The organism is Microbacterium sp. GW821-FHT01D02, assembly GCF_059422585.1.
On sequence record NZ_JBWKXB010000003.1, the window covers coordinates 715,241 to 730,589 of the forward strand.

A 15,349-nucleotide genomic window follows, 5' to 3' on the forward strand; every position below is an offset into this window, starting at 1 on the left:
CTGTCGCTAAGAGATCTCGGGATCAGACCGCCGCGTCGCCGACGAGATTGACCCTGATGCCGATCCCTTCGAAGAAGGCGGCCTTCGCGATGAGCGCCTTATCGGCGGTTTCGGCGTCGGGCGCGTAGACGGTCTGCGCGCGCAAGCGCAGGTAATGGTTATCCGATTCGCGCCCATCCTGTCCTAACAACGGGCAACTTCACGTTGAGCGGAGCCGCACTCGCGATGAGCGCCTATCCCGCCGGCAGTCGACCGGCAGTCGGGGCAGGACTGGGCGAGTCCCTTCGAGTAGCAGAGCGAGACCACCGCAGAGTGTGACAGCGTCTATGTCGAGAGTTGCTCAGGCGTCGTGCGAGGCTACCGGAACTCATCTCGAGCGCTCGAACGCACTCACTAACTCGGCAGACAGCCTGCCTCGCACACCGACCGCGTACCCGTTTGCGAGCCCCCACGCCCGAATATCGCCCGGCGACGTGGTCGGTGATGCCGATGCGGTGCTCCCCGCGTGAGCCGGTTCCTCACGCGGATCAGGGCGCGTGGCCTTAGGGGACGCGGCGACCGCCGGTTGAAGGTGCTTCAACAGCGTCGAGTATGTCTGCGGGTCGACGATACGTGTCCCGAGTTCGTGGGCTCGTTCGAGTTTCCCGCCAGCGAAAGAGCCGTCGGTCACCACCATGGCTGTCAGACCGGACACGGTTCCGAGGACACGTACACCCAGCGTTCGAGAGCGTTCCTCCAAGCGGGATCGTTCCCGTTCGCGTTCGACGAACCCTGTGAACACCACCCTGTCTCCCACGCGCAGAGGATCGCCGTGCTCCCAGTTCCTGGGCAGCGCGCCCAGCCCAGCGCTCAGACGTGCGGCACGGGCGGCATCCGCCTCGGCGATGAGACTCGGCACGAGCTTGGCGGGCAACCGCAGTGCGGTGGCGATGGCCTCCAACTGTGCGCGCTCATCTCGCGCGACGTGGCCATCGTCGAGTGCGGAGTGCGCTAGCGCCAACAGGAGGGCCGCGTGCGCGGCGGCGACGTCGGTGTCGCTGAGTTCGTACATCTCGACGAGGTCCTGCAGTGCGGCCGCTTCGTCGTCCGAGATGACTCCGTCTTCGAGGGCATCGAGGACAGTCTCGACGTACGTTAAGGAGCCCACGGGCGCGCCCTCGTCAAGCACCTCCGCGAGGCTGAGCTTCGTCAGTTGCGCGATGAGTGCGGGCTGCTGTGGCGCGGTTCGGGTCACGCGACTACGCCGCGCGGTACGAGGCAGCGACTCGTCCGGCAAGAACGCCGACGGGGCGCGGCTGGGGGCTGTCGGCCAGACGACACCCCGCGCTTCATTCGGCACAGAAAGAAGCGCCGGATGCGGGAGCATGCGCCCCTGCATTTGGAGATAGTGGCGGAGAAGGCCCGCCGTCGCGCGCGCATCTCCGAGCGCGGAGTGAGCGCCGTGCAAAGGAATCTGAGCACTCCAGCAACAGTCGATGAGACGACGTCGCTCGAGGTGAGGAAGGTAGTGATGACTGCCGTCGAGCGTGCAGAACGCCGGCAGCCACGGAACATCCCACCCGGCGCGGCGGAACTCCGCGCGGAGAAAGGAGAGGTCGAAGCGTGCATTGTGTGCGGCGATAGGCAGGCCCGAGATGTAGGGAATGATTGAGGTCGCAACATCGCGAAACAGTGGAGCACGTACTACATCAGCTTGAGTGATCCCGTGGATGTGAGTCGCCCCCACCGGACCCTCGGGGTTGAAGCGTGTGGACCATTCATCCACGACCTGGCCGTGGTGATCTACGCGAACGACCGCTAGTTCGAGCACGCGGTCCCTCTTCGGAGACAAGCCAGTCGTCTCGACGTCGATGATGGCAAAGTAGGGCTGCGACGCGCGGGGGGCCGGAGCGGTCATCGTCGGAACCGTCACGCCCGTCTTCGCGCGTCCACCAAACAGCTTGTTGAGCCAACCCATCCCCACCCCTTGTCTCGGTCGCCAGTCACACGGCGCACGTCATCATCATGCCCGAGTTGAACGACATGGCGCGCCAACGGTGTCGCCTCCTCATGCGGGCCATCGAAGACGCCGCGCGGCTCGCTGCTGCGCCTGTGGAGGAAGTCCTGTCCGGTGCATCAGTACTAGCGTGAGCAACCCGACCGTCTGCTGCTCTAGATCGAAGATGTTCCCGTTCCCTTCGAAGTTGCCGGTGTGCGCCAACGCGTTGCGTGCACGCACGAGGTTCTTCGCCCACAGGTCGACATCGTCTATGACCGTCGCGCACGCGAACTCGTCCGGTATTGAGGCGAGCTCAGTGAGACGCTCACGATACGTGGGTCCGTTGCGGATCTTCGCACGCAACCACGACCGTTCCTCCTCGTTATCTGCCGCTTCCAGCACTCTGTCTCGTAGCTCATCGAATCGCTGCTCGGGAATCGACATAGAGAGATTCGAGTACGCGGTCTCCAGCGACTCCGCGGCTGTCGCACTCAGCAGCAGCCGTGTCTCCGTGTAGCCGGGACGCGAGTACTGCAAGCCGAAGAACACGTTGCATGCTGTGCTCGCATCATGTCGAAGCTGAAGCCACGCTGGAACCAGCTCCTCGAACGCGGCGTCATCGCAGGTGAATCGAAAGCGCTCGTGGGCGGGCCCGACGCCCTCCGGCGATGCCGTGTGAATGCGCTCCCCGTATGTGTGGACCGTCTCGAAGTCGTCGGGGCCCATTCCCTCCCTGCGCAGGATGAGCAGCTCGCTGATGAGCCCGGAAGGCTCGCCAGAAGCCAACGTCATCAGGTCCGACAGGTGCAGAATTCTCTCATCGAACCCATACGCGTCCACGGGTACGGGCGAGGTGATGAACAGGTACGGGGTGATCTCGGTCGACACGGTCTGCGTCGCGTGAGTCGTGTCCACATTGAAGTACTGCGGGATCGAACGAACCACGAACTTCCACCCGTCGAACTCGGCCTCCTCGGACTTGTACTCTCGAACGGTCGACGAGTAGGCGAAATCGTCCTGTTCGCACCCTCGCTCAATGCCCGGAGCAGACAAGAACGTCGGCAGATTCTCCAGCTGCACGCGAGCACTGGTGAACACCGGCTCGTCGGGCAAGAAATGTGCGCCGATGAAACAGCGGCTGATGTGGAGCCGTTGGAAGTGCTCGCCTCCGCCCATCCCGCCGCGCGTGTGCAGCACGAACGCCCGTGAAAGCGTTACGGGCTTACCTTCCGCGTCACCGTGAATAGCCGCAATGGTGTCTCCGAGGTCCACGAGACCACCGCCCAACTCCAGTCGGGTTTCACCGTTGGTTTTCACCGTCAGCTTGCCCGCCACCACAGTCTGAGGCGATTCAGCCACCCACCATCGGCCGTGAAGTTCGTGTGCGAGGTCTCCCATGAGTCATAGTGTGGCCTATCCGAATGCAGCCGACGCCTGACTCCCTGTGCGCGCCCGTTCGATTCACTCGTAGGTGTGGTGAACGTGCCAACCGTCGGCACCCTTGAAGACGTCGAAGACGAATGACTGGCCGTCCTTGTCGGTCGCCTGGAACCGCCACCCGTAGAGTCCGCGATTCTCCTCGAACGGCGCTACCCAGATCGAGTCGCGCAGCCGTGTGGGGGTGTCGGTCACACGCCAATGTCGGCCGGCGAAGACCATCCTCGTCGGAATGTCGTTGACCATCCTCAAGGTCGCAGGCGGATGTACTGTCGCGGATCGCATGGATCGAGGATAGAACATAGCTTCGAATCTTGCTAGCCTGCGAGGAGGCCGGAGAAAGGTGCCGGTATGGGAGCGAGCAAACGGCTGGCCGCTCACTATGACATGAGGGCACAGCATCGCGAGGTCCTCGCGGCCGCGCGGGCCGGCCCCCTCCAATCGCTCACCGAACGCGAGGTTGCGCTGCGCGAGCAAGCGCTGACCATCCATCCCCAGCCGTACCGTCGTGTCCGCGCGTGGGTGCGTTTCGGATCGCGGGCCATCCGAGTCGACGCCAAGCTTGCCCGCTCCACTCCGTATGCAGCCGGTGTCGAATTCCGTGCCGAGGAACAGGTATTCCGGTGTTGGGTGTGGGGCAATGCGGTCCAGTTCGTCGACGAGGAGTGAAGCACTCGTTTCGGCGCGACGGCCATTCGTCTCGTGGATCTCACGCCCGCGCATAGAGGCACCATGACCGCATTCAACAACACCCCTTTCCCCCTCTTCCTCACCCTCGACGAAGCACCGCTCTACGGCTTCGACGACCGAGAGCGCGAAGCCTTGACGTTCGCTGGCCACAGCGCCGTCGGCATGGACAAGCTCGTACCTGGCGTCCACGCCGAGGAGATCAATAAGTACTGCTCGCTCGTCGATAGCGTGAACTCTGATGCCGTTCGTACCGCCGACGGCGAGCTCCCCTTCGAATACTCTGCGGCGCAGCTCGAGGTCATCCTGGACCTGGCTGAAGAGCAGGGCATCCGCTCCTGGGACGCTGCCGCGTTCATTGCACAGCAGGTGTTCCCCGATCTGACCATCCTCGACTCGACGAAGACACCGATCTCGACGCTCGATGCGCTCCCGAAGCACGACGGTGTCAACCAGCGCTCGTTCCACGGCGACTCGAACTTCCCGCTGAGTGTCGAGCCGCCGGCGTGGTTCCCGACGGCCGGGATGCCGAACGTGACGTTTAGCGGGCGCTAACAAGAGTGGAAACGTTCCGGGGGGTCGGGATGGTCCAGCGCGCCATCCCGGCAGTACTTGCACAGGAGTTCGCGCTTGCATCGTCATCCGACCTGAGGCGTCAACTCGACGCTCGGACACCGGTCCCAAATCTGCTTAGTAGCGGCGATAGCGCTCAAGCGTTTCACGGTGCGAGATCAAAGCGGCATCCAGCGTGACTCCGTCGCGCTCCAGGAGCGTCGCCCACTTGCCTTGTCCGCTTCTCTCCAAGTCACGACGGAACTGCGTCTCCGCGTTGGGTATGTCTGCCAGCCATTGCCACTCCCCCACATAGTCCCCGGAGATCGCCCGGTAGCCGCGCGACCGCTGAGATTGGAGAAGCCCAAGGCGGTACTCGAAGCCGTAGAACGCAGTCTTGAAGGCATCATCCTCGGGGAGAAGATCTGTGAAGTAGCGACGCGTGTCCAGTGAGAAGACGTGACTCACCGGATACATGTAGCGAGTTTCTTCGCATCTCGGCATCGCACTGATCCAACTATCGTCCGCGATGCGCGCGTAATGGAGGAACTGTACGCAGTTCTGTGGTTCGGTGTCGCGGTAACGGTCGACGACTTCGACCTTTTCTGTGAGCGTCGGGAGGAGGTACTCGCGTCCGCGACGCGTTGACGCGATGGACAGCACCTCGAGTGCGACCAGCGCGGGAATGCGTCGCGCGCCCCGGTAGCCCTCATTGAAGGTCTGCTCGAAAACCGCAGCGGCATCGACGAGCCGCTGCACGACGTCCTGCCACAGTTGATCATGGCGGCCGTCCGAATCGTGCCACACGCCTTCGATGAGGAGAGGTACGAGACGTTCAATGGATCGGAATCGGTCGTCCCACACGGACTGCAGAACGGCACCGGTGACGGTCTCTCCCCCGCCGGTAATCGCCTGGGTTGCGATCCCCTCTACAACTTCATCGACAACGCTCATGACGAGGTCGTGGAGGTCGATGCGGCGGACGGGGTCCGGAAGGTACTTCTTCAGACGTGCAACGGCGAGAGCGGTCGTGAGCGGCGCGGCGCTCATGCGGTCTAGCGCATCGAGATTCTCGGCAAGCTCGGTGAACAGGACATCGGCGTTGCTAGCCGGGATCATCACCCCACGACGTCCGGCCATCAGGCGCTGCGCGTTCTCCTTTCTGGCACTGCGTGCGTCCCAGAAAAGTGGGTACCGAGAACGGGCCTCTTCCAGCGCGTGCACGAGCGCTTCATCCCATTCGGCGGACCACCCTGAGACCAGAAGTCCGTACTCCTCGAACACCTGCGAGAGAAGCCGAATCCACTCCTCCGGATACGTTGACAGTTCGTCGGGGGTGTTGCGAGAACCGAGATCCTTGTAGTCGCCGTGCAACTTGATGACCGTGGCGGGAGCGTGAGCGAGTGGCATCATGCCGTTGACGGCCTCCGGTCGGGCGATGACCTGCGGGGACACTCCGACGGCTTCCAGCGCCTGCTCCATGAGGCGGTCGAAGTTCGTCGTGATGATCACTCGTACCGCGCCCCGCGCTACGAGTCGGGCGATGGAGTGGTGAGCGCGGCTCGGGACGAGTCTGTCCCCGTCTGCGGTTTCGCCTTCGAAGAACTCTGCAAGGAGCCCCTGCCGGGCCGCCGGCGTGGGCGCGAGCTGCTCAAGCAGAGTCGAGTATCCGAGCTCGCCTTCCCCGTGTTCGGACCACCATGCCTCGGCGTCAGCGCGTGCCTGTGCTGCGCCTTCGTCGCCGCCTTGGAGCGCTGCCGTGCGAGCGACGAGTTCGGTGACCACGCCCCATCCCGTCGGGACGCCAGCGCCGGTCGATACGCCTGAGCCGAGGAGCAACGCGTAGACCCCCGGCTGAGCGTGCATTGACGTTGCGAGTGAGACGAGTGGTGGGATTCCGTGGGGCATTGCCTTTCCTTTCCTTCCCGCGGCTTCCGCAGTTGTCGCTAGAGCGCGTGTCGAGTCCTTCATGCAGCATTCGCAGAGCTGGCTAGCCCAGAGAACTGAGATCCGAGCCAATCAGACCGAGGAGTCCTGTGGCGAGGCCCACGACCTCGAAGCCGGCGCCGATCAAGAGCGGTAGGAGTCTCGCATCCGACTTCTGGCACCACTGGATGCCACCAATAACGAGAATTGCGAGTCCCGCCAGCGCGCTGAGGAACGGGACGACTCCAGCGTTGACCAGAACGAGAGCAATGCACAGGAGTATGGCAACGAACCCCAGGACAAGGACGACAACGACGCGGGTGGTCCGCCGTTTCATCCATTCGATCTCGTCCTTCAGTTTCTCGCCCTGCTGCTTCGAGACCACCGAATCCGCGGCCGCGGAGTCAGCAAGCTTGCGCTGCTCAGTCGCAACGGAACGCGCAGCCTCTGCCTCGCGGAGCGCATCCGCCTCCGACTGCTTCGCCCGCTCAACGCTCAGCGCACTCTGCCGGTCTCTGCGCTGGTTCCTTCCCTCGAGAACTTCGGCCGCGATGGATGTGGCCGAGCGATTCGGATCCGCACGTAGCGCCGTGTCGAAACTGAGTTGCATGTAGCGGAGATCCGACTCCGATCCCCCACGCTCGGGAGAGATCTGCCTTGCCAGGTCCATAGCTACGTCACTAGGGAAGCGAGACGGAAGCAACCACATTGCCTCGTCAACGAGTTGGCGCGCGGCTGCTCCTGCAAGGTCCACGACCTCCGCGGGAGGCACCGTCACTGAGAGAAGAGTCGACCATTGCGCCAATGAGAGTGTCAGCGAGACAGCATCGGCGCGCTCCACCGCTCGATACGCGGCCGACATGTGGCGATCCGGCGTTATCACCCATCCACCAGACCAGGCACTGCCATTCGCCTCTCGACGACGCCGTCGCCACATCATGGCGATGGTGTCTGCGTCTCTTTGAATTGCGCTCGTCGAGCGCCCGGAGTTCGTCTGTTCTAGGTCGTTCTCGAGTGCGGCGCGACAACGCTCCACCCGCACGATGTCGTTCTCGTTGTAATGCGCTCGCACCACCACGCCGAGCTCGCTCAGGACATCTGCGATGCTCTGAGCAGCCTCTACCATCTGGTCGAGATTGGTGTACGTCCCCTCCTTGACAGCCTCGATGCAGTAGCTCGGCAGCTGCTCTTCGACTAACGAGGCATACCACTCTGCGCGGACTCCGCGGTCATGGGCTTCGTGAAGGCTCTCCTTTATTCGTGGGATCTCGCGCTCCATCAACGAGTCCAGCTCTTCGATGGTGTGATCCGCTACGACAACGTCCCATCCAGCAGCCACCGCCGCGCGAATGGTCGTGGCTGCCGGAATGCTCACGCGCGCCGGGCCGACGAGATCGACGAGAACCGGTGTGTCGATGATGGCCCGCTGACCCGCTGGCGTCCCAAGACGTTCGATGACGGCGGCAGAGTCCCTCCCCGCCACGTACGAATGGAGCACGCAGCCAGTTGTGATGTGGCTGACGATCTCCGCTCCGAATGGGTCGAGGGGGTCGAGCGCGGCGATAGCGCATGCCTGCAGGAAGGACACAACATCCGGATCTGCATCGACCCGGGCTATCTCTGCGAGGACCGTCTTCTGGTGGATGCCCCGCGGCGCCAAACGCTTCGTCACGAGATGCTCGACGTGGCCGAGGTACGCGTCCTGCGAGGCAGTGATGCCCACCACTAGCGCTCCAACAATGCGTTCGAGCCACAGCTCCGCGGTCTCCCGTGAGACGTCCCTGCCGGCGTCGGCGAGCGCCCGCAACCGGAGCTCTTCAGCGGCAGACGCCTTGACCGCTGCCACCCACGTGACTTGGCGGTCGACGTCATCCGCGCCGTGAGCGGTCAGGCCCCAGAGTTCAGTTCCATCAAGCCCGTCTTTCGGATTCAGCAGGTTGAGTTCCTGCCCGACCAGAAGCGCTTCTCCCACCGAGGCTTCATCCGTTCGGGCGCCCGGCCAGACTTGACTGACTACGGCGGTGACTTCTCCTACAGATTTGTCGCCGCTACGCAGACTGTGTGTCGCAGCAGCGAGGAGCAGATCCCTCTTCGTCGCAGCGCCCTGCGCCTTCACCAGGCTGTGTACCGCCCCTATCAGCGCGTACCCACCATCCAGCAGCGCATCGGTCGATGTAGCGTAGTCGTCCTCTATCACCGCGTCATTCATCATTGCCCCCACTCATCCAACCCAGAGTTCAGACGGTACTGGAACTTCAGCCCAGCTTCGCGCGGGACTCGCGGACGCCCTGAGCACCGCGGATCTCACCACGCGGCGGTAGTGCTCCTTCCCCGTATCCTGAACACATGAATGAGCATGGCCCCTCTATTCGAGGCACTTTGCCAATCTTCGCCGCGAAGACGCATCGCCAGCCCATCTGGCATTACACCGACGCAGCAGGTTTGGTCGGAATCCTTACCGGTACGACCCACTCCCCTACCGAGGCGCCTGCCGATGACGCTCCCACGAGCGATTCGGTCGTATGGTCGCAAACTGGCACGCTTCGCGCTACCGCGGCCACTCTTCTCAATGACTTCAGCGAGTTGAAGTTCGGAGCGGAGAGGATCCTCGATTGGTATGACAAGAAGGACAATGCCCTCGGCGGGACGATACGTGATCACGTCGCGATCCGATATGTCCTCAGCGACCTCGTGAGTCAGCTCGCTGACCACCCAACTTTCGTCTGCTGTGCATCGACTGTGCGTGATTCACTCGAGCACTGGCGCGGTTACGCAGGAGAGGGTGGATATGCCCTCAAGCTCGACCCCTGGGCCACGTACACGCTCCTCGACCGCCCCTCGGTCGAAACCGGGTACATGGTCGAACCGGTCTGGCTGCGAGTGAGATACGAACCGGCCGACCAGGATGCACTGATCTCATGGGTTTTCGAACAACTTCTCGCATCGAACTCGCTTGTAGGGCGAATGGTCGCCTCGGAGGATGAGCCAAGTGCGGTCGCGGTTGTACAAGCACACCTGGCGGCCCTAGCAGCTGTTCTCAAGCACCCAGCATTCAGGAACGAATCTGAAGTACGGCTTGTCGTGCAGCGGCCCGTCGATGTATCCCCGAACTTTCGTCCGTCCCGGCGAGGACCCGTGCCGTATCTGACGCTCGGTCACGCACCACTGGGAAACGCGCAATCCCCGACCTTCTTCACTCCACTCCCAGTAGAGGAGGTCATCGTGGGTCCGCCGAAGGGAGACGCCATGATCCAGCGCGAGCGCGGCACGCGCATGCTTCTTGAGGCGACCGGACGTTCTGCCACCCCAGTCAATCGATCCGACATCCCGTTCTTGCCGTGAGGTCGGGAACGAAGCGGGCGATGCCGACTACGGGCGATGGGGAGATCGCGGTCGCCTGATGCGGACAACGGGAGCCGCAGGCTCATCGGGCTGGGCAGCGAGCCAAAGCGCATAGATCGTCTGGAGATGAATCGCGCGCTCTTCTTCGAGGGTCTTGATCCGCTTCCTACTCTTCTCCAGGTCTCGGTCCTTGCTTCGCTCTTCGGATTGCCTGGGCGACAAGCCGCCAGTCGCTCGCTGAAGGGCATTGAAACGCTCGTTAATGGTGTGGTGAGTCGGGACAAGGAGGTCTTGGGCGAAGGCACGAGCCACGGTCGCGTGCGACAGGGCTGCGAGATCCTCGATTTGTCGCTTTGTGCGCTTCAGTACTTCACTGCTGGAGATCTCGTCGATGGCGGTCGAGATGCGGTCGAAGACTTCGTCGCTCACGAGAGCAGGTCTGATCGTCATGGCATCGTCTCCTCGTCATTGCGCGGGGCCAGCAACTCTTCCCGTCGCGTTATCAGTCGTTCACGTCCACGACGCATGTTTCGTTCGAAGCCAGGATCGAGATTCTCCTCGCTCAAAGCGGTGTCGTACCGAGCGATCTGCGAGTCGATGATGGGAAGGTGCTTCATATGCACCACCGCGTTCGCGCATGACTCTGCGGCGCAAAAATGGTCCGCCAGCTTAGGCTCGCCGGGTCCACACGCCGCCGTTTCTTCCCGGTGCGCGCAGTCATTGGTGAGCCCGAGGTGGTAGCTGGCGGCTGCTCTCGCAATCAACATCTCGGCCCTCGCTGGATCTGCCACGACTTGCGCTCGCAGTTCCATGAGTCGGCCACCCGACGGTCCGCCGATTGCTTCCGACGAATGCACCAGCTCAGCAATCGATCTCTGTACTACCTTTGCACGCTCGTCGTCGAGTGCTTCAACCACTTCATGGTGCAGGTCCCGCATGTAACTGCCGGTGAGGCGGAGCGAAGCGTGGCCCAGCTGCATGCCGATCCCGACGTCCATGCCGGGATACGCGGCTGCGTAAACGCAGAATGAGCGACGAAGTGATTGAGCGTTGATGGACTGACCGTCTGGAACCAGTATTGGATTCAGCCCGAGGTCTGCGCCCCGGCCCGGGCGCGTAGCGGGATCTGCGCCCACGAACGCGATAAGACGACGAATATCCCGGTGTGGAACGTACGTGCCGTCTTCGCCACCGTTCCCGCGGCGACCGCTTCGAGCGAACAGCCGCACCGTCCCGGTGAGCTCTTCGAGCACTTGAGTGGCCTTCTCTACGACAGAAGGCACACCCACCAGGACCGGGACCTGCCAAAGACGCCGGCGTGCTTGTATGTCATCGATACGATGGTTGGAAGGTCGGGATCGGGACCGATTGCCTCGCGTTCCAGCGCCTGCACTTCGCTGTCTCTCATGGCCGAGAGACTCGCGATGAGCACATAACATGCTCCTCGAAGCAGACTTGGTAGGTATTCCGCTTCGTCCATACCGATCTCCGCGATGACGGAAGAGGGCGGGCAGTGCACGAGCCCTCCATACTCGACGAGGCCAGCATCCACGGCGTCGTCAATAACCCGGATCACGCTTGGATTATATGCGCGACTGCTCGGTCGAAAGACTGTGTCGCTAAGGTCTAGTTTTCTGCAGAGTAGTGCGCGGTTCACCGACCCGCGGGACCTCCGCTTGTTCCTCCCGAATGCTGTGAAGAGGGGAATGAGCCCCCCGCCGTCGAGGTAGTCCTGAACGAGTGCGTCAGCATCCTTCTTGGTCGTCCCGCGCCCCATCTCTGCGGTCGTGCGGCATCGCCGCAGGGCGCGGTGTCCTTCCAAAATGAGGTCGCTGCATTCGAACACCACGAACGCTGCCGCTGCCATGAGCGGATTCCATGTCTCCCTCGGGAGCGGCGAGGTACGAGCATCGTCGATGCTTGACTCATCCTTGGCAACCTCTCTCCCCGTCTGCTTAGGCCACGGAGAGAACGTTAACGGGTGCGTAGCGGCAGGACCCAACATGCGTACCTGCTGTAGGAGTGTTGCGTGTGCTCTTACCGTCGGTGGTTCGTTCGGCTTGCCCTTTTCGTGGTGTTTTCCGTTGCGAAGATCTTCCAGGTAGCCATCTGCAGTCGTCTGCGTCCAAGCCGAGAAGTTGGCCAGTCGATTCGCAGCTCCCCACCGAGTCATCAAAGCGAAGCGCGCCAGAATCGAAACAAGGGCTTCAAGCGGAGCGGGGTTACGGCGAAGCCTGATGCCCATCTCCTCGGCATACGGATGATGTGGACGGCCTTGAAAGAGAAGGAACAGCTTGACGTCTTGCCTATATCCTTCAGGGATCACGTCGAAGTTGAGCCAGCGGGTGGGAAAGCCAGGTCGACGGATCTTCTGGCAATCCCAGCGGCTCTCGCCGAAGGTCGGACCGCCTGGCATATCTTCGTGAACGTGATCACGCCAACCAATGACGAGACCACCGTGCCGGTCGATCAGTCCTGGAGAGTCAGCTTTCGTCATCGTTCCGGAACCCTTGCCTTATCCCCAGGTCAACCAGAACCTCTGACGTGTGCTCACGTGCGGCTTCGACGGCGCGGGCGGGAAACAGAGCGAGCATGGTGGAAGTCGATTCGTGAATATCGCTCCACACGGCCTTCCATACGCGCGCGTCCGCAGCAACCTCCGGAGCCGAGGCCTGATTGAGCAAGATCATGGCGGGAAGGTGTGCGGCTGTGATCACGGCGTTCGGACACGTAAAGCATTTGCCAGCGCGAGCCACCGGACACGTAAAGCATTTGCCAGCGCGAGCCACCGGACACGTGTCACCTTCGTCGGCGTACGGAGATTTGGTTGGAGCGTGACACCCAGTGAGAGCGCCACCTTGAGCGGATGGCACCTCATCGGGCGACATCGGCACCGGGATCTGTGATCCGACATCGAGTCGAACTGAGGTGCCGTCCGCGACTACTGTGGGGCCGACAGCGCGCCTGAATAGGTCGTCGGCAGTTCTCACCCAGATCTTTCCCGCATGGGTCCTCATGTTTGGGCTGTTCGTGTACCGAGCGAAGAAAGTCTCAGGCGAATGTCTGGTCTGGGTCGTCAAGAACGTTCCCGTGTTCGCGATGAGGTCGCCGGCGATTGCCGATTTCCTGAATCGACGCCAGTCGATGGGAAGGCTTACCGATGTCGAGACGTGACGCTTCATCCATGATCGAAGCGTCGTACTGCGCCACGTTACTCTTTCCACCGACCCTTGGGTATCGAACCGTAACCATAAAGAACGTATAGACGTGTTCCTCCGCATCGCCTCGCCGCGAACCAGGAGATCATCGAGGAGCTTGACCACGTTTCGATGTCGTTTCCGGGTGTAAGTCTCATCAAAGACCGTGTGGTCGCGGTTCTTTCTCATCGTCACTTGATACGACGACACCAGACCGGCGGCGGCGAGGGTCGTAGTTCCCATATCAGCTCCCCGAGGATCGGTAGTTATCGCCCGGATGTCGTCTGTGGTCAGAACGCGGATTACCTCTGGGGGCTGCCCGGTTTCGATGCATAGCAGAATGTGCAACGCGATCAAGATGTCAGACCTCGTCCTCCGACTTGCCTCTCCGTCGGAATCGAGGCATGCCCACGCTGCCTGGCTTATCTCATCGATCTCGGAGTCAGAGAAGTCAGGGATCGAGGCGCCCTTTAGCGGAGATAACCTGGTCATCTCCGCGACGCGCGCAGCCACGTCCGGATGAAGAAGTTCAGGCTGCGCGTCGTCGATCCAGCGCAGCAATGAAAACATGTATACGGCTAACCGGTACGCCTGCTGAGTACCCATCCGAGCTTGCTTCTCTAAGAGAACCCGCTCCCAAGCGTCGAGATGACGACGTCTGAGTTCAGCGAGGCCGTGTGCAAGTGGGTCGAAGCCGGGTTGTCGGCTCATCGTTGCACACAAGCTACCAATTCCGGTTCTCAGTATGTGAGCCGCACTAGGGGTATGCGTGCACACCTCAATCCAAAAGGGTGCGAGCTCGCGCGCAAGACGAGGAGCAGGTAGCGAGTTTGGAACGATATGAAGGATCGACGGCTTCGACGGCAGCTGCCAGCGAAACGTAAATCGATCCTCGCTCACAACGAAGCCACCATCCGAACAGCGGCGGCTTGGATTACGGCGGGAACATCGTCGGAATAGTGATGCGCGTTGTGGAGGTAGAGTTCGGTCGTATCTCGTCGAGCGTGACCGAGAAGCTCTTGTACTACCAATAGGGGTTGAGCAAGGTGGATGTTGGGGTCACCCGCTGTTTCCCGTCCATGGCGCATCAGTGCCGCGAGGATACGGACCGCAAACGTGTGGCGAAGGACATGCGGTGTGACGCTGAGATGAGCGGGCGGCGAATCCTGGTGCGGTCCGAACAACGCCACCCGTTCAGTGGCCTCATTGAAGGTTTCGTTGAAACGCTTGAGCGAAGGCCCGTGACCTCCCTGCATCACGAAGAGGGCTAGGGGGTCGATTGTGCCATCCGGACGCACGCGCACGGCGCGTCGGCGAATGTCCTCGCCCACCTGTTCGGGCCGCATCGTCGCACCATCGATACGAACTCGCAGTGATCCATGGTGGTCGACGACCTCCGCGACGATCAGACGTCCATCGCGCCGAGCCTTGCGCAACACCCGTTGTGCACGCTGGACGACATACTCGCGCTCGATGAGGCGGTAGTGATCGACTACAAGAGCTAGGGCGCTAGCGATCCAGATCTCCCGCGGACGGCCGCCCTTTCCTGTGCGCCAGAAGACGTGAACCCCGTTCGGGTCGAGCAACAAGTTGGCTTCGCGACGTCGCAAGCCGGTTGAAACGAGGGTCAACCCAAAGGCATAGTCTCGTTCCGGATAGACGGTGCGTGCTTCCATGGCTGCCCCGTCGCCTCGCAGCCCTGCTTCAAGATAAAAACGTGCCTGCCCTTCTGTGAGGAATCGGATCCGCCGGACATGTCGCTCCTTGGCCTTCATCGTGATGCGACGTTTGGCGCCCCACCTCGCGACCGGATCGCGGGTGATCCATCCGATTTCGAGCGCGTAAGTGAAGAAGTTCGAAATGATGCCCAATTCACTATTCCAAGAGCTGCTTTGCAGCCTCATCTTGCGACGGTCGGCAAACTTGAACAGATCCTCGCGGGTGACATCGACGAGATCGGCATCCGGATCGCGATGCTCGCGAACATCCTCGATGAGGCGGCGTAGCGCAGTGGCGTGTTGGCTTCTCAGGGTGTCCAGCGGGTATGCCCGCTGCTGCGCGGCATCACGAAGGTATGCGTTGACGTAGTGAAGCGAGTCGAGGTCGCCATCGGCAGTCGCTAGGAACGGAGTTCCGTCGGGAATCTGAGAGGCATCCAGGAGTGCAACGACGTCCCTTGCACACAAAAGCGCGTCGTTTATACGAAGATCAACGAAGCGCTTCCGGCAGA

At 61.9% G+C, this 15,349-nt stretch carries 14 protein-coding genes; 3 read left to right on the forward strand and 11 right to left on the reverse strand.

Going from position 1 to position 15,349, the window contains the following annotated elements; translation table 11 throughout:
* Nucleotides 1-22: 22 nt before the first annotated feature.
* From AC07VM_RS16980 to AC07VM_RS16995, 4 genes are all read right to left on the reverse strand, one after another.
* Entirely contained in the window at nt 23-145 is a 123-nt protein-coding gene (locus AC07VM_RS16980) for a hypothetical protein (RefSeq protein ID WP_494912372.1), read from the reverse strand.
* A gap of 222 nt (nt 146-367) precedes the next feature.
* Complete coding sequence (locus AC07VM_RS16985; protein ID WP_494912374.1) at nt 368-1,957, reverse strand: exonuclease domain-containing protein; 1,590 nt, start codon at nt 1,955-1,957, stop codon at nt 368-370.
* Between the two features lie 90 nt (nt 1,958-2,047).
* Nucleotides 2,048-3,376, reverse strand: a complete 1,329-nt coding sequence (locus AC07VM_RS16990; RefSeq protein ID WP_494912375.1) for an ApeA N-terminal domain 1-containing protein — start codon at nt 3,374-3,376, stop codon at nt 2,048-2,050.
* 63 nt (nt 3,377-3,439) lie between these two features.
* Nucleotides 3,440-3,610: a hypothetical protein gene (locus AC07VM_RS16995; protein ID WP_494912377.1), complete on the reverse strand. Its 171-nt coding sequence runs from the start codon at nt 3,608-3,610 to the stop codon at nt 3,440-3,442.
* Between the two features lie 156 nt (nt 3,611-3,766).
* Here AC07VM_RS16995 and AC07VM_RS17000 point away from each other — a divergent pair, with 156 nt between their 5' ends.
* Nucleotides 3,767-4,084 (forward strand): hypothetical protein, encoded by a 318-nt coding sequence (locus AC07VM_RS17000; RefSeq protein WP_494912379.1) that lies wholly within the window; start codon nt 3,767-3,769, stop codon nt 4,082-4,084.
* A gap of 63 nt (nt 4,085-4,147) precedes the next feature.
* Complete coding sequence (locus AC07VM_RS17005; protein ID WP_494912381.1) at nt 4,148-4,657, forward strand: hypothetical protein; 510 nt, start codon at nt 4,148-4,150, stop codon at nt 4,655-4,657.
* 135 nt (nt 4,658-4,792) lie between these two features.
* Here AC07VM_RS17005 and AC07VM_RS17010 read toward each other — a convergent pair whose 3' ends face one another.
* Both AC07VM_RS17010 and AC07VM_RS17015 read right to left on the reverse strand, forming a co-directional pair.
* Nucleotides 4,793-6,439, reverse strand: coding sequence for an SIR2 family protein (locus tag AC07VM_RS17010; RefSeq protein WP_494912383.1), 1,647 nt, complete (start codon nt 6,437-6,439; stop codon nt 4,793-4,795).
* Nucleotides 6,440-6,644: 205 nt separating this feature from the next.
* The gene (locus AC07VM_RS17015) at nt 6,645-8,792 is read right to left on the reverse strand and encodes a hypothetical protein (protein WP_494912385.1); all 2,148 of its coding nucleotides are present in this window, start codon (nt 8,790-8,792) and stop codon (nt 6,645-6,647) included.
* 134 nt (nt 8,793-8,926) lie between these two features.
* On the opposite strand from AC07VM_RS17015, the gene AC07VM_RS17020 reads away from it, so the two are divergent.
* Nucleotides 8,927-9,922, forward strand: a complete 996-nt coding sequence (locus AC07VM_RS17020; RefSeq protein WP_494912386.1) for a DUF2971 domain-containing protein — start codon at nt 8,927-8,929, stop codon at nt 9,920-9,922.
* Between the two features lie 27 nt (nt 9,923-9,949).
* Here the strand turns inward: AC07VM_RS17020 and AC07VM_RS17025 are convergent, their stop codons facing one another.
* The 5 genes from AC07VM_RS17025 to AC07VM_RS17045 all read right to left on the reverse strand — a co-directional run.
* Complete coding sequence (locus tag AC07VM_RS17025) at nt 9,950-10,372, reverse strand: hypothetical protein (protein WP_494912387.1); 423 nt, start codon at nt 10,370-10,372, stop codon at nt 9,950-9,952.
* Complete coding sequence (locus tag AC07VM_RS17030) at nt 10,369-11,175, reverse strand: hypothetical protein (RefSeq protein WP_494912389.1); 807 nt, start codon at nt 11,173-11,175, stop codon at nt 10,369-10,371. Before AC07VM_RS17030 ends, AC07VM_RS17025 begins: the two co-directional genes overlap by 4 nt.
* Before the next feature lie 14 nt (nt 11,176-11,189).
* A complete protein-coding gene (locus AC07VM_RS17035) occupies nt 11,190-12,419 on the reverse strand; it encodes a hypothetical protein (protein WP_494912390.1) in 1,230 nt (409 codons plus the stop codon).
* Nucleotides 12,406-13,725 carry a hypothetical protein gene (locus tag AC07VM_RS17040; protein WP_494912392.1) on the reverse strand — a complete coding sequence of 440 codons (1,320 nt, stop codon included), beginning with the start codon at nt 13,723-13,725 and terminating at the stop codon, nt 12,406-12,408. The genes AC07VM_RS17035 and AC07VM_RS17040 overlap by 14 nt, the downstream gene beginning before the upstream one ends.
* 290 nt (nt 13,726-14,015) lie before the next feature.
* The coding region (locus AC07VM_RS17045; protein ID WP_494912394.1) for a tyrosine-type recombinase/integrase at nt 14,016-15,349 on the reverse strand (1,334 nt) is incomplete at its 5' end.

Excerpts from the sequence above, each read along its gene's own strand:
- AC07VM_RS16990 (WP_494912375.1), bottom strand. The coding sequence starts at position 3,376 with ATGGGAGACCTCGCACACGAACTTCACGGCCGATGGTGGGTGGCTGAA.
- AC07VM_RS17005 (WP_494912381.1), top strand. The coding sequence starts at position 4,148 with ATGACCGCATTCAACAACACCCCTTTCCCCCTCTTCCTCACCCTCGAC.
- AC07VM_RS17040 (WP_494912392.1), bottom strand. The coding sequence starts at position 13,725 with ATGGGTACTCAGCAGGCGTACCGGTTAGCCGTATACATGTTTTCATTG.
- AC07VM_RS17015 (WP_494912385.1), bottom strand. The coding sequence starts at position 8,792 with ATGATGAATGACGCGGTGATAGAGGACGACTACGCTACATCGACCGAT.
- AC07VM_RS16985 (WP_494912374.1), bottom strand. The coding sequence starts at position 1,957 with ATGGGTTGGCTCAACAAGCTGTTTGGTGGACGCGCGAAGACGGGCGTG.
- AC07VM_RS17020 (WP_494912386.1), top strand. The coding sequence starts at position 8,927 with ATGAATGAGCATGGCCCCTCTATTCGAGGCACTTTGCCAATCTTCGCC.
- AC07VM_RS17035 (WP_494912390.1), bottom strand. The coding sequence starts at position 12,419 with ATGACGAAAGCTGACTCTCCAGGACTGATCGACCGGCACGGTGGTCTC.
- AC07VM_RS17000 (WP_494912379.1), top strand. The coding sequence starts at position 3,767 with ATGGGAGCGAGCAAACGGCTGGCCGCTCACTATGACATGAGGGCACAG.
- AC07VM_RS17025 (WP_494912387.1), bottom strand. The coding sequence starts at position 10,372 with ATGACGATCAGACCTGCTCTCGTGAGCGACGAAGTCTTCGACCGCATC.